The 16,959-nt window shown below is 63.6% G+C and carries 17 protein-coding genes; 16 read left to right on the plus strand and 1 reads right to left on the minus strand.

What is annotated here, in order from left to right; translation table 11 throughout:
* Positions 1–20 precede the first annotated feature (20 nt).
* The 14 genes from E7681_RS09700 (at position 21) to E7681_RS09765 (ending at position 14,243) form a co-directional block, all read left to right on the plus strand.
* The gene (locus E7681_RS09700) at positions 21–968 is read left to right on the plus strand and encodes an ABC transporter permease (protein ID WP_136339089.1); all 948 of its coding nucleotides are present in this window, start codon (positions 21–23) and stop codon (positions 966–968) included.
* The gene (locus tag E7681_RS09705; RefSeq protein ID WP_136339090.1) at positions 965–1,783 is read left to right on the plus strand and encodes an ABC transporter permease; all 819 of its coding nucleotides are present in this window, start codon (positions 965–967) and stop codon (positions 1,781–1,783) included. The genes E7681_RS09700 and E7681_RS09705 overlap by 4 nt, the downstream gene beginning before the upstream one ends.
* A complete protein-coding gene (locus E7681_RS09710; protein ID WP_136339091.1) occupies positions 1,780–3,393 on the plus strand; it encodes an ABC transporter ATP-binding protein in 1,614 nt (537 codons plus the stop codon). Before E7681_RS09705 ends, E7681_RS09710 begins: the two co-directional genes overlap by 4 nt.
* Positions 3,368–4,819: an aldehyde dehydrogenase family protein gene (locus E7681_RS09715; protein WP_136339092.1), complete on the plus strand. Its 1,452-nt coding sequence runs from the start codon at positions 3,368–3,370 to the stop codon at positions 4,817–4,819. Before E7681_RS09710 ends, E7681_RS09715 begins: the two co-directional genes overlap by 26 nt.
* On the plus strand, positions 4,812–5,276 hold the full coding sequence (locus tag E7681_RS09720; RefSeq protein WP_136339093.1) for a transglutaminase domain-containing protein: 465 nt from the start codon (positions 4,812–4,814) through the stop codon (positions 5,274–5,276). The genes E7681_RS09715 and E7681_RS09720 overlap by 8 nt, the downstream gene beginning before the upstream one ends.
* On the plus strand, positions 5,266–6,006 hold the full coding sequence (locus E7681_RS09725; RefSeq protein ID WP_136339094.1) for an SDR family oxidoreductase: 741 nt from the start codon (positions 5,266–5,268) through the stop codon (positions 6,004–6,006). The genes E7681_RS09720 and E7681_RS09725 overlap by 11 nt, the downstream gene beginning before the upstream one ends.
* A gap of 10 nt (positions 6,007–6,016) precedes the next feature.
* Entirely contained in the window at positions 6,017–6,757 is a 741-nt protein-coding gene (locus tag E7681_RS09730; protein WP_246032457.1) for a sulfite exporter TauE/SafE family protein, read from the plus strand.
* A gap of 171 nt (positions 6,758–6,928) precedes the next feature.
* On the plus strand, positions 6,929–8,110 hold the full coding sequence (locus tag E7681_RS09735) for a substrate-binding domain-containing protein (RefSeq protein ID WP_136339095.1): 1,182 nt from the start codon (positions 6,929–6,931) through the stop codon (positions 8,108–8,110).
* A gap of 93 nt (positions 8,111–8,203) precedes the next feature.
* Positions 8,204–8,968, plus strand: coding sequence for an ABC transporter ATP-binding protein (locus tag E7681_RS09740; protein ID WP_136339096.1), 765 nt, complete (start codon positions 8,204–8,206; stop codon positions 8,966–8,968).
* On the plus strand, positions 8,961–9,686 hold the full coding sequence (locus E7681_RS09745) for an ABC transporter ATP-binding protein (protein ID WP_136339097.1): 726 nt from the start codon (positions 8,961–8,963) through the stop codon (positions 9,684–9,686). Before E7681_RS09740 ends, E7681_RS09745 begins: the two co-directional genes overlap by 8 nt.
* Before the next feature lie 61 nt (positions 9,687–9,747).
* Positions 9,748–10,779, plus strand: coding sequence for a branched-chain amino acid ABC transporter permease (locus E7681_RS09750; RefSeq protein WP_136339098.1), 1,032 nt, complete (start codon positions 9,748–9,750; stop codon positions 10,777–10,779).
* Between the two features lies 1 nt (position 10,780).
* Positions 10,781–11,836, plus strand: a complete 1,056-nt coding sequence (locus tag E7681_RS09755; RefSeq protein WP_136339099.1) for a branched-chain amino acid ABC transporter permease — start codon at positions 10,781–10,783, stop codon at positions 11,834–11,836.
* A 137-nt stretch (positions 11,837–11,973) separates the two neighbouring features.
* Entirely contained in the window at positions 11,974–13,152 is a 1,179-nt protein-coding gene (locus E7681_RS09760; protein ID WP_136339100.1) for an MFS transporter, read from the plus strand.
* Between the two features lie 68 nt (positions 13,153–13,220).
* Entirely contained in the window at positions 13,221–14,243 is a 1,023-nt protein-coding gene (locus E7681_RS09765; protein WP_136339101.1) for an aspartate-semialdehyde dehydrogenase, read from the plus strand.
* Positions 14,244–14,326: 83 nt separating this feature from the next.
* Here E7681_RS09765 and E7681_RS09770 read toward each other — a convergent pair whose 3' ends face one another.
* Complete coding sequence (locus E7681_RS09770) at positions 14,327–14,977, minus strand: carbonic anhydrase (protein ID WP_136339102.1); 651 nt, start codon at positions 14,975–14,977, stop codon at positions 14,327–14,329.
* Positions 14,978–15,132: 155 nt separating this feature from the next.
* On the opposite strand from E7681_RS09770, the gene E7681_RS09775 reads away from it, so the two are divergent.
* Together E7681_RS09775 and E7681_RS09780 are read left to right on the plus strand one after the other, a co-directional pair.
* Positions 15,133–15,513 (plus strand): hypothetical protein, encoded by a 381-nt coding sequence (locus E7681_RS09775; protein WP_136339103.1) that lies wholly within the window; start codon positions 15,133–15,135, stop codon positions 15,511–15,513.
* A 60-nt stretch (positions 15,514–15,573) separates the two neighbouring features.
* Positions 15,574–16,959, plus strand: coding sequence for a leucyl aminopeptidase family protein (locus tag E7681_RS09780; protein ID WP_136339104.1), 1,386 nt, complete (start codon positions 15,574–15,576; stop codon positions 16,957–16,959).

Consider the following 16,959-nt stretch of genomic DNA (forward strand, 5'->3'; position numbering starts at 1 on the left):
GGGCGTGGGTGACGGGCGGAATGCTGCGCTATTTCCTGAAACGGTTGGTGTCTTTGGGGCTGAGCCTGGTGGTGGCCTCGGGGGTGATTTTCCTGGCGCTGGAGGTCGTGCCGGGGGATCCGGCGGCCTATATGCTGGGGATCAACGCGCAAGAGGATACGCTGGCGGCGCTGCGCGAAGAGCTGGGGCTGAATGGTTCGGTCTGGGCGCGGTATGCGGGCTGGGTCGGCGGGCTGCTGACCGGGGATTTCGGTGTCTCCTACACATATCGGACGCCTGTGGCCGAGATGATCGGCGAGCGGCTATGGATTTCGCTGCCGTTGGCGCTTTACGCGCTGACGCTTAGCACGGCGATTGCGTTTCCGGCGGGAATCTGGGCGGCCAGCAAGCGTGGCTCGGCCGTGGATGTCTCGGTGATGGGAGTGACGCAGCTGGGTGTGGCGATCCCGAATTTCTGGTTCGCGATGCTGATGGTGCTGGTCTTTGCAATCAACCTGCGTTGGTTCAGTGCGGGCGGGTTTCCGGGCTGGGATACCGGGTTTTTCGTGGCGATGAAATCGCTGACGCTGCCGGCGGTGGCACTGGCCTTGCCGCAGGCGAGCATTCTGGCGCGTGTCATGCGCAGCTCGTTGCTGGACACGCTGAGCGAGGATTTCATACGGACCGCGCGGGCCAAAGGGCTGAGCCAGCGGCAGGCATTGTGGCGGCATGCTTTGAGAAACGCGCTGATCCCGGTGCTGACGATCATCGGATTGCAGTTTTCGTTCCTGCTGGCCGGGGCGATCATCATCGAGAACGTGTTCTTCTTGCCCGGCCTGGGTCGGCTGGTTTTCCAGTCGATTTCTGCGCGTGACCTGATCGTGGTGGAAAGCGTGGTGATGTTGCTGGTGTTCGCCGTGATCGTGGTGAATTTCGCGGTGGACATGGCATATGCCGTGGTGGATCCGCGGTTGAGGGGGCGCAGATGAGGGCGCGGAACCTGTGGATCGGCGGGCTGCTGTCGGCAGTGTTTGTGGTGGCGGCCTTGGTTAGCCTGATCTGGGTGCCGTATGACGTAACGGCGCTGGATATTGCCAACAAGATCAAGGGGCCGAGCGGCGCGCATTGGCTGGGCACCGACCATTTTGGGCGCGATATCCTGAGCATGATCATGGTGGGTGCGCGGACCTCGATCGCTGTGGCGCTGGTGGCCGTGGGGATCGGGATGGGGATCGGTGTGCCCCTGGGGCTGGCGGCGGCGGCGCGCAAAGGCAGCCTGCTGGACGAGCTGATCATGCGCGGCAACGATCTGGTGTTCGCGTTTCCGTCGTTGCTGATCGCGATCATGATTACCGCGGTGTTTGGGGCATCTGCGCTAAACGCGATCATCGCCATCGGGATTTTCAATATCCCGGTTTTCGCGCGGCTGACACGCTCGGGCGCGCTGAGCCTGTGGACGCGTGATTACGTTATGGCGGCGCGGGTTTCGGGCAAGGGGGCGGCGCGGATTTCGGTCGAGCATATCCTGCCCAACGTGTTGAATTTGTTGACCGTCCAGGGGACAATTCAGTTTTCGCTGGGTATCCTGGCCGAGGCGGGGCTGAGCTATGTTGGCTTGGGCGCGCAGCCGCCCATTCCCAGCTGGGGGCGGATGCTGGCGGATAGCCAAACGATGATTTCGTTCGCGCCACATATGGCCTTGTTTCCCGGTCTGGCGATCTTGTTGACGGTGCTGGGGCTGAACCTGATGGGCGACGGGCTGCGCGACTTGCTGGACCCGAAATTGCGGAGGGCGCGGGCATGAGTCTCTTGGTGATCGATCGCCTGAGCCTTGAGATCCACGGCGCGCCGATCCTGAAGGGCGTCTCGCTGAGCGTCAGCGCTGGGCAGGTGGTGGGCGTGATCGGAGAGAGTGGCTCGGGCAAGTCGATGACGGCCTTTGCGGCGATGCAGCTGTTACCGTACGGCTCCGTATGTTCTGGCCGGATCGACCTGGGCGGGCGCGAGGTTCTGGCGCTGTCCGAAGCAAACCTGTGCAAGATGCGCGGCCGCGATGTGGGCATGGTATTCCAGGAGCCGATGACCGCGCTCAACCCGATCAAGACCATTGGGGAGCAGGTTGCCGAGACGATCCTGATCCACGAGGATGTGACGCGGGCCGAGGCGATGGAACGCGCGGCCGAGGCGTTGCGGCGGGCCGAGTTGCCTCAGGATCGGTTCCCGCTGAGCCGTTATCCGCACGAGCTGTCGGGTGGGCAGCGGCAGCGCGTGGTGATCGCGATGGCGATCGCGCTGCGGCCCAAATTGCTGATCGCGGACGAGCCGACGACGGCGCTGGACGTGACCACTCAGGCGCAGATCCTGAAGCTGCTACGGCGGCTGGTGGATGAAGAAGGAATGGGCCTGCTGCTGATCTCTCACGATCTGGCGGTGGTCGCGGACATGGCGGACGAGATCGTCATCATGCGCAAGGGCGAGGTGGTGGAGAGCGGCCCCGCCGACTGGCTGCTGCGCAACATGCAGCACCCGTATTCCAAGGCGCTGTTGGCGGCCTCGACCCACCAACCGGACCGATCGGCCGAAGAGCAGCACGACGTTCTGCTGGACGTGCGCGAGGTGGTGCGCGACTACACGATCCACCGCAAGGGCTGGTGGGGTGGGATGGAAACATTCCGCGCGGTGAAGGGGGTTTCGTTCCAGCTGCGCAAAGGCGAGAGCCTGGGATTGGTCGGGGAATCCGGCTGCGGGAAATCTACGCTGACGCGCGCAATTCTGGGGCTGGAGGAGATTCAGGGCGGCGAAATCCGGGCGTTTGGCGTTCCTGTTGGGCGGGACTTTCCGAACGCGCTGCGATCTGGAATTCAGGTGGTGTTTCAGGACCCGTACAGCAGCTTCAACCCGCGCTGGAAGGTGGCGCGGCTGGTCGCCGAACCCTTCCATCTGATGTCGCAACGCCCCGACGATTGGCGGGACCGCGTGGCGAAGGTTTTGCAGGATGTTGGGCTGGAACCGGAGGCGATGGATCGCTACATCCATGAGTTCAGCGGCGGACAGCGGCAGCGGATCGCCATCGCGCGGGCCCTGATCCTGCGTCCCGAAATCGTGATCTTGGACGAAGCGGTCTCGGCGCTGGATGTGTCGATCCGCGCACAAATCCTTGATTTGCTGGCGAAATTACAGGGTGAGTACGGGCTGTCTTACCTGTTCATCAGCCATGATCTGAGTGTGGTGCGCTCGATCACAGACCGGGTGATGGTGATGAAGTCGGGCGAGATCGTCGAGCAGGGCGAGACAGCGGCGGTTTTCGACGCCCCGCAGCATGAGTACACGAAACAACTGATCGCCGCAGCGCCCGTGCTGCCTGCGGACGTCACCGGAGGAGAGAGACATGACCGACCTGAACCTGTGGTTTGACCCGTCAAAATGCCTGATCAACGGCGAATGGGTGGCGCCGGTCGGTGGGCGGGTACTGCCGTTGATGGACCCCTCGACCGGCGAACAGATTGGCGAAATCGCGCGCGGTGGGGCGGACGATGTGGATGCTGCCGTGGCTGCGGCGCGGGCGGCGTACGAAGGGGAATGGGGGCGGACTCCGGCAGCCATACGTGGACGTATGTTGCTGAAGCTGCGCGACCTGGTGCTTGAGCGGGTCGAGGATCTGGCCCGGATTGAGGCGATGGATGTCGGCAAGCCGCTGAAACAAGCTCGGGCGGATGCAATCGCTCTGGCGCGGTATTGCGAATTCTACGGTGGGGCTGCGGACAAGCTGCATGGCGAAACGATCCCCTATCTGGACGGCTACACCGTTTACACCCTGCGTGAACCGCATGGGGTGACGGGGCATATCGTGCCGTGGAACTATCCAATGCAAATCATCGGGCGCTCGGTCGGGGCGGCCTTGGCGACGGGCAATGCCTGCGTGCTGAAACCCGCCGAGGATGCCTGCCTGACCGCGCTGGCCTTTGCCGATCTGGCCAAGGCGGCGGGCTTCCCGGACGGGGCACTGAACGTGGTGCCTGGGCTGGGAAGCGAGGCCGGTGCCGCGCTGAGCGGGCATCCGGGGATCGACCACATCAGCTTTACCGGCTCGGTCGCGACGGGCATTCAGGTGCAACTGGCCGCCGCGCATAACGTGGTGCCGGTGACGCTGGAGCTGGGGGGCAAGTCGCCGCAAGTCGTGTTCGGCGACGCGGATATCGCGGCGGCGTTGCCGTTCCTGGTGAACGCGGGGGTTCAGAACGCGGGGCAGACCTGCTCGGCGTCCTCGCGCATTCTGGTGCACCGCTCGATCCATGACGAGGTACTGGCAAAGATGGCCGAACGCTACGGCGCGCTGCGGGTCGGTCCGGCGATGGCGGACCTGGACGTGGGGCCGTTGATCTCGGCCAAGCAACGCGGGATCGTTAGCGGGTTCCTGGATCTGGGTCATGATCTGGAGACGGCGGCGCAGGGTCTGTTGCAGGATGCTCCGGCGGGCGGGAACTATGTGCAGCCAACGCTGTTCGCAGGCGTGCGGCCCGACCACGTTTTGGCGCGGGACGAGATTTTCGGGCCGGTGCAGGTGGTGATCCCCTTCGATGATGAGGACGAGGCGATCGCGATCGCAAACGGCACCGATTACGGGCTGGTCGCCAGCGTCTGGACGCGCGACGGGGCGCGGCAGATGCGGATGGCGAAACGCATTCGCACGGGGCAGGTGTTCATCAACAACTACGGGGCCGGCGGCGGGGTCGAACTGCCCTTTGGTGGGCGCGGCAAGTCGGGTCACGGGCGGGAAAAGGGGTTCGAGGCGATGTACGGCTTCACCACTTTGAAGACCGTGGCGGCGTTTCATGGATGACGTCTGCCTGTCCGGCCGGATCGAGGCGATCGCGCGGGCTGTCCGGGCGTTTCTGGAGCCTCGCTGGGCGGAGTGGCACTTGCACGAGGGCAGCCCCAGCCTGAAGACGCCCTCTCAGGGGACGTGTGGACGGTCGAGCCTGTTTCTGCGCGACGTGCTGCGCGGCCACGGGCTTCAGGCAGAGTTCGTGGCGGGTACGCCCTCGGAAGGCGATGAAGGGTTTCGATGCGGTACCGTATGGTGTGGGCACGCCTGGGTGGAGTGCGCGGGCTGGATCGTGGACGTGACGGCGGATCAATTCGGGGATGATCCGGTGATCGTCACCTATGTGGGTGATCGGCGGTACAAGGCCGGAGTCGATGGCTCGGCGCCAGAGTTTCTGGCCCGGCGGGAGAAAGTGGCCCGGCGGCTGATGGTGGAATGGAATGAACGCGAGGGAGAGATTTATGCGACTTGAAGGAAAACGGGCAATCGTGACCGGCGGGGCCAGCGGGTTCGGTGCGGGGATCGTGCGCAAATTCGCAGCCGAGGGCGCGAAGGTGATGGTGGCCGATCTGAATATCGCGCTGGCACAGCAGGTGGCGGACGAGGTGGGTGGGATCGCCCAGCACGCGGATGTCAGCAGCGGCGACAGCGTGGCGGCGATGGCCAGGGCGGCCGAGGCAGCCTGGGGCGGTGTCGACATCATCGTGAACAACGCGGGCATCACGCACCTGCCGAAGCCGATGGAGACGGTCACCGAAGAGGAGTTCGACCGGGTGTTCCGGGTCAACTGCAAGTCAGTCTACCTTATGGCGCGGGCGTTCAACCCGATGATGATCGCGGCGGGTAAGGGGGCGGTGCTGAACGTCGCCTCGACCGCGGGGCTCAGTCCGCGTCCGAACCTGAACTGGTACAATGCCTCGAAGGGGTGGATGATCACCGCGACCAAAACGATGGCGGTGGAACTGGCGCCCAAGGGTATCCGCGTGAACGCCCTTTGCCCGGTGGCCGGTGAAACGCCGTTGCTGGCCAGCTTCATGGGTGAGGACACGCCGGAGATGCGCGCAAAGTTCCTGTCGACGATCCCGCTGGGGCGGTTCTCGCAGCCCGAGGATATGGGCAATGCAGCCTGCTTCCTGTGCAGCGACGAAGCGAGCATGATCACGGGCGTCGCGATGGAAGTGGACGGCGGGCGGTGTATCTGAGGCCGTCCTCGTGACCCCCGAGGTCATCGCCATCGTCGCCATCGGCTTTGTGCTGGGTGGCATCCTGAAGGGCGCGACCGGAGTGGGCGCGCCCCTGATCGCGGTGCCGTTGCTGGCAGCGGCGGTGGATGTACGCTTTGCGATCGTGGTGTTTTCGATCCCCAATTTGGTGCCCAACATCTGGCAGGTCTGGGCCTATCGCAAGACGCTGCTGCCACGCGCGTTCATCGCGCGTTTTGTGCTGACGGGGATGGCAGGCGCGGCGGTGGGCACCTGGGTGTTGGCCAACGTGCACACCGACTGGCTGGTGCTGGGCGTCGCGGGCGCGTTGGTGCTGTATATCGTGCTGCGACTGGCACGACCCGGCTGGATGCTGAGCTATGAGCGCGCGTTGCCACTGGCTCCGGTGGCCGGCTTCGTTGCCGGAACGATGCAGACGGCGGCGGGGTTGTCGGCGCCAGTCTCGATCACATTCCTGAACGCGATGCGGCTGCGGCGCGAGACGTTCATGCCGACGGCCTCGGCGTTTTTCGTGGGGCTGGGGTTGGTGCAACTGCCGTTGCTGATCTGGTACGGGCTGCTGGACACCCACATGGCCGCGCTGTCGGCCGGTGCGCTGATTCCGCTGGTCAGTGGCATGCCGATCGGGGCCTGGCTGGGGCGGAAACTGTCGCAGCAGGCGTTCGACCGGATCATCCTTGGGGTGCTGTCGATCCTGGCGGCCAAGCTGATCTGGGGCGCGTTTGCCTGAAGCTTTGACCTACGTAGTTTCCGGTAGGAAAATCGTCGAAAACCCCTGTTTTCAAAGGGCGAAACGGCCCTGCAAAATGTACGGGTTTGTACTGATTGACAGGTTGGAAGCCCAAAATCTAGCATATGGACAGATGGTTGAACGCATCTTTTTTGATCAGGGAGGATCACCGTGAAACGTACTGTTCTGGCCGGGCTCGCCTCGGTTCTGGCTCTGGCTGCCTCGGGCGCACTGGCCGACATCAAGATCGCCCACGTGTATGGCAAAACCGGCCCGTTCGAGGCCTATGCCAAGCAATCGCATGATGGCCTGATGCTGGGCTTGGAATACGCCACCGGCGGCACCATGGAGATCAACGGCGAGAAGATCGTCGTGATCGAGAAGGACACCCAGCTGAAGCCGGACAACGGCAAGGCGCTGCTGGCCGAAGCCTATGGCGACGACGAGGTGGATCTGGCCGTTGGTCCCGTCAGCTCGGGCGTGGCGCTGGCGATGCTGCCCGTGGCCGAAGAATATGAAAAGATCCTGATCGTGGAACCCGCCGTGGCCGACTCGATCACCGGGGAAAACTGGAACCGCTATATCTTCCGCACCGGGCGTAACAGCTCGCAGGATGCGGTTGCGAACGCGATTGCTTTGGGCGGCGAGAACGTGAAGATCGCCACCCTGGCGCAGGACTATGCGTTTGGCCGTGATGGTGTGGCCGCGTTCAAGGAAGCTCTGGCCAACACCGGCGCCGAGATCGTGAGCGAGGAATACGTTCCCACCGACACCACCGATTTCACCGCAGCGGCCGAGCGTATCTTCAACGCGATGAAGGACGTGGATGGCACCAAGAAGCTGTTCGTGATCTGGGCCGGCGGCGGCAACCCGATGAGCAAGATCCAGGCGATGGACCCCAGCCGTTTCGGCATCGAAATGGCGACCGGCGGCAACATCCTGGCGGCTCTGGCAGCGTACAAGCAGTTCCCGGGCATGGAAGGCGCGACCTACTACTTCTATGAAAACCCGAAGAACGAGATCAACGACTGGCTGGTGAAAACCCACCAGGAGCGGTTCGGCACTCCGCCGGATTTCTTCACCGCGGGTGGCATGGCGGCCGGTCTGGCCGTGGTCGAAGCGATCAAGAAGGCCGGTGGCACCGACACCGAGGCGCTGATCACCGCGATGGAAGGCATGGAGTGGGACACCCCCAAGGGTAAGATGAAGTTCCGCGCCGAAGACCACCAGGCGCTGCAGTCCATGTACCACTTCAAGATCAAGGTCGAAGACGGCGTCGATTGGGCCATCCCCGAGCTGGTGCGCGAACTGACCATCGACGATCTGCCGATTCCGATCCGCAACGGCAAGTGATCTGAACGGCTATGGCACCGGGGGCGGCGTAGGTGCGGCCCCCGGTGTTGCTTTTCCCCGGGGTGGGGTGATTTTCCAGACAGGATGTTTCGGATGAGCAGGGTGATACTGCAAACCCACGACCTGACGGTCCGTTTCGGCGGGCATGTGGCCGTGGACCACGTGAGCTGCGCCTTCAAAACGGGCGAGCTGACGGCCATCGTCGGCCCCAATGGCGCGGGCAAGACGACCTATTTCAACCTGATCTCGGGGCAGATCCCGATTTCCGAAGGACGGGTCGAACTGAACGGGCGCGACATCACGCGGGCCTCGGTCTCGCAGCGCTGTGATTTGGGGATCGGGCGGGCGTTCCAGCTGACCAACCTGTTCCCGAACCTGACCGTGCTGGAAAACGTCCGGCTGGTGATCCAGCAACGGGCGAAGCTGGGCTTCAGTTTCTTCAGCATGGCGGACAGCCATTCCGAGATCACCGACCGTGCGCTGTCGGTGCTGGACAAGGTAAAACTGTTTTCTCTGAAGGATCAGGCGGTCTCGGCGCTGAGCCACGGCAACCAGCGCAAGCTGGAGGTTGCGATGCTGATCGCGCTGGACCCGGCGGTTTACATGTTCGACGAACCCACCGCCGGGATGAGCGTGGACGAGGCCCCCGTCGTGCTGGACCTGATCGCAGAACTGAAGGCCGAAAAGGACCGCACGATTCTATTGGTGGAGCACAAGATGGACGTGATCCGTACGCTGGCGGATCGTATCATAGTGCTGCACAACGGCGCACTGGCCGCCGATGGTGACCCGGCCGAGGTGATGGCCTCGGACGTGGTGCAAGAGGCCTATATGGGCAAGGAGCTGACCGATGTCTGACCCCATCCTGAAACTCGAAGGCGTCTACACCGACATCGCGCAATACCACATCCTGCAAGGGGTGGACCTAGAGGTGCCGCGCGGTGGCGTGACGATGCTGCTGGGCCGTAACGGTGTGGGCAAGACGACCACGCTGCGCACGGTGATGGGCCATTGGCGGGCCAAGACCGGCAAGGTGCTGCTGGACGGGCAGGATATCACCACGCTGCCGACCCCGCAGATCGCGCGGGCAGGCGTGGGCTTTGTGCCCGAGAACATGGGAATTTTCAGCGACCTGACCGTCGAGGAAAACATGATCCTGGCGGCCGTGTCCGGCCCGATTGATCCGGCGCGGCTGGAGTGGGTTTTCTCGGCCTTCCCGCCGCTCAAGACGTTCTGGAAAGGCCACGCAGGCAACCTGTCGGGCGGGCAGAAGCAGATGCTCTCGATCGCGCGGGCGATGGTCGAGGAGCGGCGCCTTTACCTGATCGATGAACCGACCAAGGGGCTGGCTCCGGCGATCATCAGCACGATGGCCCGGGCGCTGCGCGAGTTGAAAGAGCAGGGGGCGAGCATCCTGCTGGTGGAACAGAATTTCAGCGTTGCCAAGGCGCTGGGCGACAGCTGTGTCGTGATGGATGACGGGCGCGTGGTCTGGTCGGGCGAAATGGCCGAGCTGGCCACCGATGCCGGGCTGCAAGAGCGCCTGATGGGGCTGAGCATGGAGGCGCATCAATGATTTGTTTGGGTGGAAACGCTCGCCCCTCCGTTACGGGCGAGCCTCGCTGGGGGTGGGTGCAATGAGTGCGGCTCCGAAACACGCGCCGACGATGGCGAAGATGAGTTTTGCGGACAAGATCGGTCCGTGGCTGCCGATGCTGCTGGTGCCGGCGATCATGGTGCTGGGTCTGGCCTCGATCCCGTCCATGTCCAGCTGGCTGACGCTGACGGTCAGCGGGCTGGCGATGGGGATGATGATCTTCATCATGGCCTCGGGCATGACGCTTGTGTTTGGCTTGATGGACGTCATCAATTTCGGCCACGGGGTGTTCATCTCGGTTGGGGCCTTCGTGGGCGTCAGCGTGCTGATGGTGCTGGCCAGCATGACCGAGGCCCCCAGCCTGGTGCTGAACCTGTTGGCCGTGCTGTTGGCGATCATCGCAGCGGCAATTGCGACGGGCGGCTTGGGCTGGGCCTTTGAAAAAGTCATCGTCAAACCGGTCTACGGCGCGCACCTGAAGCAGATCCTGGTGACAATGGGCGGCTTGATCGTGGTCGAGCAGCTGATCGTCGTTCTCTGGGGTCCGGAAGAGATCTACATCCTTCGGCCGCAAGCCTTGCAGGGCGCGATCACCTTTGCCGGGGCCGCGTTGGAGAAATACCGCTTGGTCGCCGTCGCTGTGGGTTTGGTGCTGTTCCTGGGGATGCGCTATGTGCTGCGCTCGACCAAGATCGGGCTGATCGTCCGCGCGGGCGTTGAGAACGGCGAGATGGTCGAGGCGCTGGGATACCGGCTGCGGCTGGTCTTCGTGGGCGTGTTCGTGGCGGGTTCGGCGCTGGCGGGTTTGGGCGGCGTGATGTGGGGCCTCTACCAAGAGGTGATCACCGCGCATATGGGCCAGCAGATGATGATCCTGATCTTCATCGTGGTGATCATCGGGGGCCTGGGCAGTGTCGAGGGCTGTTTCATCGGCGCGCTGCTGGTGGGGCTGTTGCAGAACTACATTGCCTTCATTGAGCCCAAAGCCGCTCTGATTTCCAATATCGCGCTGATGGTGGCCATTTTGATGTGGCGGCCGCAGGGCATGATCCCGGTTGTGAAGGCGAAGTGAGATGATCGTGAAATTGTTGTCGGGGGATACGCCCCGCTCGAAAATCCTGGGCGCGATCCTGTTGATGATCCTGGTGGCGCTGGCGCTGGCTCCGTTCCTGTTTCCGGGCATCCGCTCGGTCGATACGGCGGCGCGGATCTGCGTGTTCATCCTGCTGGTGGCGTCCTACGACCTGATGCTTGGGTACGGTGGGATCGTCAGCTTTGCCCATACGATGTTCTTCGGCATGGGTGCCTATGGCGTGGCGCTGGCCAGTACCCATATGGGGCGCGGCTATGATGCGCTGATCGTGGGGGCCGTGGCGGGGGCCGTTCTGGCGGCTGTCGTGGCGTTTCTGATCGGGCTTTTCAGCCTGCGGGTTCGCGCGATTTTCTTTGCGATGATCACGCTGGCGGTGGCCTCGGCTGTTGCAGTGTTGGTCAGTCAGCTGTCGGGTCTGACCGGCGGCGAGGACGGGCTGAACTATCAGATCCCGCGCGAGCTGACACCGGCCTTCAAGTTCGGCGGCGAGGTGATGGGCGTGAAGCTGAATGGCAAGCTGTTGAACTACTACCTGGTGTTCGGCGGGTCGCTGATCCTGTTCCTGGTGCTGCTGCGCATCGTGAACTCGCCTTTTGGCCGGGTGCTGCAGGCGATCCGCGAGAACGATTTCCGCGCCGAGTCGGTGGGCTATCGCGTGGTGAACTACCGCACGGCGGCGACCTGTATCTCGGCTGCGGTGGCGGCGCTGGCAGGGTCGCTCTATGCGATCTGGCTGCGCTATGTCGGGCCGGACACGGTGCTGAGCTTCGAGATCATGGTGGACATCCTGCTGATGGTCGTGATCGGCGGCATGGGCACGATGTATGGCGCAGTGATCGGGGCGACGGTGCTGGTGGTGGCGCAGAACTACCTGCAAGAGCTGATGGAGGTCGCCTCGAACTCCGTCGAGGGGGTACCGCTGTTGCCGCAGCTGCTGGATGCGGATCGTTGGCTGCTGTGGCTGGGGATCCTGTTCATCCTGAGCGTCTATTTCTTCCCTACCGGAGTGGTCGGGCGGCTGCGGGCCGGGAAATAAGCCCCGGCCGCGCGCGGACTGAGGGCGCGCACCGGTGAGTATTTGGATCAGAAAGAAGCCAGGGGCGCGGCCAGTATCGGGGTTGCGCCCCTTGTGGTTTTCAGGGAAAGCTTGGGGGCTTTTGGGAGGAGGCGGAAATGCGCGCAGGTCTGGTGCTGCTTTGTGCGGCCTATGTGTTGAGTCAGTTCTATCGCTCGTTTCTGGCGGTGTTGACCAAGGTGTTGGAGCAGGATGTGGGCGCGGTGCCCGAGGATCTGGCCAATGCCTCGGGGCTGTGGTTCCTGACCTTTGCGGCAATGCAGATCCCGGTCGGCGCGGCGTTGGACCGGATCGGGCCGCGGCGCACGGCGGGGGTGTTGTTGCTGATCGGTGGGGCCGGGGGGGCGGCGCTGTTCGGAATGGCGACGCAGCCGGTGCATATCCTGTTGGCGATGGGGCTGATTGGCGTGGGTTGTTCGCCGGTGCTGATGGCCTCTTATTACATTTTCGCGCGCAATTACCCGGCACGGGTTTTTGCCACGCTGGCGGCGGTGCTGCTGGGCGTGGGCAGTTTGGGCAACCTGTTGGGGGCCTTGCCGATGGCGCGGGCGGCTGAGGTGTTAGGCTGGCGCGAGACCTTGTTCGGGCTGGCTGCTGTCAGTGCCGTGGTGGCGCTGGGGCTGCTGGTGACGGTGAAGGACCCCGAGCGCGTGGTACATGACCAGAAGGGCAGCGTGCTGGACCTGCTGAAGATGCCCGCCTTGTGGCTGATCTTTCCGCTGACCTTTGTGCAATATGCCCCTGCTGCGGGGCTGCGCGGGCTGTGGGTCGGGCCCTATCTGACGGATGTGTTCGGCTTTGATGCCGGGCAGGTGGGCAATGCGACGCTGGTGATGGGCGTGGCGATGATCCTGGGCACCTTTGCCTATGGGCCGCTGGACCGCATCCTGGGCACGCGCAAATGGGTGATTTTTGGTGGCAACCTGATCGGGGCCGTGGCCTTGGGCACGCTGTGGCTGCTGCCGGCGGGGAGCGCCTGGACCTCGGTCGCGCTGTTCGCGGCGGTCGGGTTCTTCTGCGCGGCTTATCCGATGATGATGGCGCATGGGCGCAGTTTCTTTCCGCCGCATCTGGTGGGGCGCGGGGTGACGCTTATGAACCTGTTCTCGATCGGGGGGGTGGGCATATTCCAGGTGGTCACCGGCAAGGTCTATCGTGCCGCCAGTGTTGGGGCTGCAACCCCCGAGGTGCCATTCGACGCGCTCTTTGCGTTGTTCTTTGGGGCTATGGTTGTGGGGCTGGCGCTATACCTGTTTTGCCGCGACCGTGTGGACTAGCAAAACCTCTTTAAACCTGCGTTCCCCTGCGGTATGGAGCCTCGTCCTAAACAAAGGAGTCGCTCGAAATGGGCTATAAGGTCGTTGTTGCCGGTGCCACGGGGAATGTGGGCCGTGAAATGCTGAATATCCTGGCGGAACGTATGTTCCCGGTGGATGAAATTGCCGCTCTGGCCAGCCGGAAATCGCTGGGCACCGAGGTCAGCTTTGGCGACAAGACCATCACTACCAAGGACCTGGACACTTTCGATTTCACCGGCTGGGATATCGCCCTGTTTGCCGTGGGTTCGGAAGCCACCAAAAAATACGCGCCCAAGGCGGCTGCCGCTGGCTGCGTGGTGATCGACAATTCGTCGCTGTATCGCTACGACCCGGAAATCCCGCTGATCGTGCCGGAATGCAACCCGCAGGCCATCCACGATTACAAGAACAAGAACATCATCGCGAACCCCAACTGCTCGACCGCGCAGATGGTTGTCGCACTGAAGCCGCTGCATGACCGTGCCAAGGTCAAGCGCGTCGTCGTGTCGACCTACCAGTCGGTGTCGGGCGCGGGCAAGGACGGCATGGACGAGCTGTGGGAACAGACCAAGGCGGTCTATAACCCCACCGCGGACGTGCCGGCGAAGAAGTTCCAGAAGGAAATCGCCTTCAACGTGATCCCGCAGATCGACGTCTTCATGGAAGACGGCTCGACCAAGGAAGAGTGGAAGATGGTCGTCGAGACCAAGAAGATCGTCGACCCCTCGATCAAGGTCACCGCGACCTGTGTGCGCGTGCCGGTGTTCGTTGGCCACTCGGAAGCGATCAACATCGAGTTCGAAGAGTTCCTGGACGAAGACGAAGCACGCGACATCCTGCGGGAATCGCCGGGCATCATGGTGATCGACAAGCGTGAGCCGGGCGGCTACGTGACCCCGAAGGAATGCGTGGGCGACTACGCGACCTTCATCAGCCGGATCCGTCAGGACTCGACCGTCGAGAACGGCCTGAACCTGTGGTGCGTGTCGGACAACCTGCGTAAGGGCGCTGCCCTGAACGCCGTCCAGATCGCCGAGCTGCTGGGCCGCGAAGTGCTGAAAAAGGGCTGAGGTCTCTCAGAACCTTGCCAAAAAGAAACGGGCGTCCAGTTGGGCGCCCGTTTGATTTTGTGGGGTCTGCAGCGGGTCGTTAATCAGATGACCTTGAACGTGTCCTCGGCCGGAAGGTACTGCTCCAGCGTGCCCTCGCCGATGTCGTTCCACAGACCGTGCAGCGACAGGTCGCCCTTTTCCACGGCTTCCCGAACGAAGGGGAACGTCATCAGGTTGTCGAGCGAGGTCAGCACCGCCTGCTTTTCCAGGGCGCGCTTGCGTTCGGCCTCGTCGGCGATGTCTTTCACCTTTTCAAAGCCGGGGCGCAGGATGTCCATCCAGCGGCCCACGAACGAGGATTTCTCCTCCAGCGCCGGGGCGTGGCCGGTGCACATGTCGTGGCAACCCGCGACGCCGCCGCATTGCGAATGCCCCATCACGACGATGTGCGACACCTTCAGCGCCGTCACCGCGTATTCCACCGCGGCCGAGGTGCCGTGCTGCTGGCCGTCGGGCTCGTAGCTGGGCACCAGGTTGGCAATGTTGCGGTGGATGAAGAATTCGCCCTGATCTGCGCCGAAGATCGCGGTCACATGGACCCGGGAATCGCAGCACGAGATGACCATCGCGCGGGGGCGCTGGCCCTCGTCCGCCAAGCGGCGATACCAGCTCTGGTTCTCTGAGTAGGTGGTTGCTTTCCAACCGTGATACCTTTGGACCAGATAGCTGGGCAGGGGCTTGGCGTTGTGCATGTCGTCGTCCTTGCGTCTCGTCTACTATTGACCGAGTGAGATACCCCGCATTTAACCAGTTTTCGAGGGAAAACAATTGTCCGCCTCAACCTTTTGGGAACCTCTTGCAGGGCAAGGTCCGCCCGGGCCGTGGGGGCCTGATATGGGGTGAGACCATGAATTACGTAACTTTGATCGAGATGAACGAACCCGTTCGGCTGGATGCAGGGCAACTTGGCAACCTGTACCGCGAACTGGGCGATGTCGGTGCCGGAGAGGTGATCTGCCGCGCGCTGGACGAGGTGGCGCAGCGCCTGACCGAGGCCGAGAAGCACTATTCCGATGGCCGCTTTCTGGACCTGCGCAAGACCACGCGCTCGTTGGTGGGCATATCCCGGCAGATGGGCATGCCCAAACTGGCGCGCGTCGCATGCGACGTGGTGGGCTGCATCGACCGGGGTGACCCAGTGGCCCTGGCCGCGACACTGGCCCGGCTTTTGCGCATCGGAGAGGGGTCGCTGACCGCCGTGTGGGAGTTGCAGGGCCAGTCGCTTTAGCCCCCCTTGCAGGTGCCGACAATCGGCGTAGGCTGGGGTCACGCAACAATGGGGCCTCAGATGACTATGACCTTTGCCGCGGCATCTTCGGATGCCATTCCCGTTCATGTTCTGGAGTCGGACGCCCTGCCTGCCTGGCTAGAGGCGCAGCCAACGCCGGTGCAGAACTGGGTGCGGGCCAGCGGGTTCAAAGGCAGCCTGGGGAAATCCCTGCTGATCCCCGACGCCAATGGCAAACCGGTCGCCGTTCTGGCGGGCTATGGCTCGGCTGATCAGCGCAAGCGCGGGCGGTTCCATCTGGCCGCCGTCGCCGCCGCCCTGCCCGAAGGCATCTACCGCATCGCGGACGGTCTGCCCGAAGACATGGCGCAAGAGGAGGCCCTGGGCTGGCTGCTGTCGGCCTACAGCTTTGGCCGCTATCACAAATCGCACGGCTCTTCGGCGCGGCTGGTTGCCCCCGAAGGCGTGGATGCCCCGCGGCTGGAGGTCATCGCCGCAGGCGAGCGTCTGACCCGCGACCTGATCAACACCCCCGCCAACGACATGGGCCCCCGCGCGTTGGAGCAGGCTGCCCGTGATCTGGCGGCCAGCCACGGTGCCTCGATCAAAGTGACGGTGGGCGAGGATCTTCTGGCGCAGAACTTCCCGATGATCCACGCCGTTGGCCGTGCTGCTGCCCAGCCGCCGCGCCTGATCGACATGACTTGGGGTGATACGGGGCCGTCGCTGGTGCTGGTGGGCAAGGGCGTTTGCTTTGATACCGGCGGTCTGGACCTGAAATCCTCGACCACGATGGGGCTGATGAAAAAGGACATGGGCGGGGCGGCCACGGTGCTGGGTCTGGCCCATATGATTATGTCTCTGGGCCTGAACCTGCGCTTGCGCGTGCTGATCCCGGCGGTGGAAAACAGCGTTTCCTCCAACGCCTTCCGCCCCGGTGACATCCTGACCAGTCGCAAGGGCCTGACCGTCGAGATCAATAATACCGACGCCGAGGGGCGGTTGGTTCTGGCCGACGCGCTGGCGCTGGGGGCCGAGGGGCAACCCGACCTGATGCTGTCGATGGCCACTCTGACCGGCGCCGCCCGTGTGGCCGTCGGGCCGGACCTGTCGCCGTTCTTCACCGATGACGAGGCGCTGGCGACCTCGCTGTCCGCCGCCGCCACGCGTGTCGCCGATCCGGTCTGGCGTCTGCCGTTCTGGGACCCGTACGAGGCCGATCTGGAACCCGGCATTGCCGATCTGGACAACGCCCCCAAGGGCGGTTTCGGCGGGGCGATCACCGCCGCGCTGTTCTTGCGCCGCTTTGCCGGGGATGCTTGCCGCTACACTCATTTCGACATTTATGGCTGGTCCCCTTCCAGCAAACCGGCGCGGCCCAAGGGCGGTGTCGGGATGGGGGCCCGCGCCCTCTTGGAGGCGCTGCCCGAACTGCTGGGGATCTGA

Source organism: Thalassobius vesicularis, assembly GCF_004799325.1.
GTDB classification, from domain to species: domain Bacteria; phylum Pseudomonadota; class Alphaproteobacteria; order Rhodobacterales; family Rhodobacteraceae; genus Thalassobius; species Thalassobius vesicularis.

Coding starts and splice junctions, on each gene's coding strand:
- E7681_RS09700 (WP_136339089.1), top strand. CDS start 21: ATGCTGCGCTATTTCCTGAAACGGTTGGTGTCTTTGGGGCTGAGCCTG.
- E7681_RS09705 (WP_136339090.1), top strand. CDS start 965: ATGAGGGCGCGGAACCTGTGGATCGGCGGGCTGCTGTCGGCAGTGTTT.
- E7681_RS09710 (WP_136339091.1), top strand. CDS start 1,780: ATGAGTCTCTTGGTGATCGATCGCCTGAGCCTTGAGATCCACGGCGCG.
- E7681_RS09715 (WP_136339092.1), top strand. CDS start 3,368: ATGACCGACCTGAACCTGTGGTTTGACCCGTCAAAATGCCTGATCAAC.
- E7681_RS09720 (WP_136339093.1), top strand. CDS start 4,812: ATGGATGACGTCTGCCTGTCCGGCCGGATCGAGGCGATCGCGCGGGCT.
- E7681_RS09725 (WP_136339094.1), top strand. CDS start 5,266: ATGCGACTTGAAGGAAAACGGGCAATCGTGACCGGCGGGGCCAGCGGG.
- E7681_RS09740 (WP_136339096.1), top strand. CDS start 8,204: ATGAGCAGGGTGATACTGCAAACCCACGACCTGACGGTCCGTTTCGGC.
- E7681_RS09745 (WP_136339097.1), top strand. CDS start 8,961: ATGTCTGACCCCATCCTGAAACTCGAAGGCGTCTACACCGACATCGCG.
- E7681_RS09750 (WP_136339098.1), top strand. CDS start 9,748: ATGAGTGCGGCTCCGAAACACGCGCCGACGATGGCGAAGATGAGTTTT.
- E7681_RS09755 (WP_136339099.1), top strand. CDS start 10,781: ATGATCGTGAAATTGTTGTCGGGGGATACGCCCCGCTCGAAAATCCTG.
- E7681_RS09760 (WP_136339100.1), top strand. CDS start 11,974: ATGCGCGCAGGTCTGGTGCTGCTTTGTGCGGCCTATGTGTTGAGTCAG.
- E7681_RS09765 (WP_136339101.1), top strand. CDS start 13,221: ATGGGCTATAAGGTCGTTGTTGCCGGTGCCACGGGGAATGTGGGCCGT.
- E7681_RS09770 (WP_136339102.1), bottom strand. CDS start 14,977: ATGCACAACGCCAAGCCCCTGCCCAGCTATCTGGTCCAAAGGTATCAC.
- E7681_RS09775 (WP_136339103.1), top strand. CDS start 15,133: ATGAATTACGTAACTTTGATCGAGATGAACGAACCCGTTCGGCTGGAT.
- E7681_RS09780 (WP_136339104.1), top strand. CDS start 15,574: ATGACTATGACCTTTGCCGCGGCATCTTCGGATGCCATTCCCGTTCAT.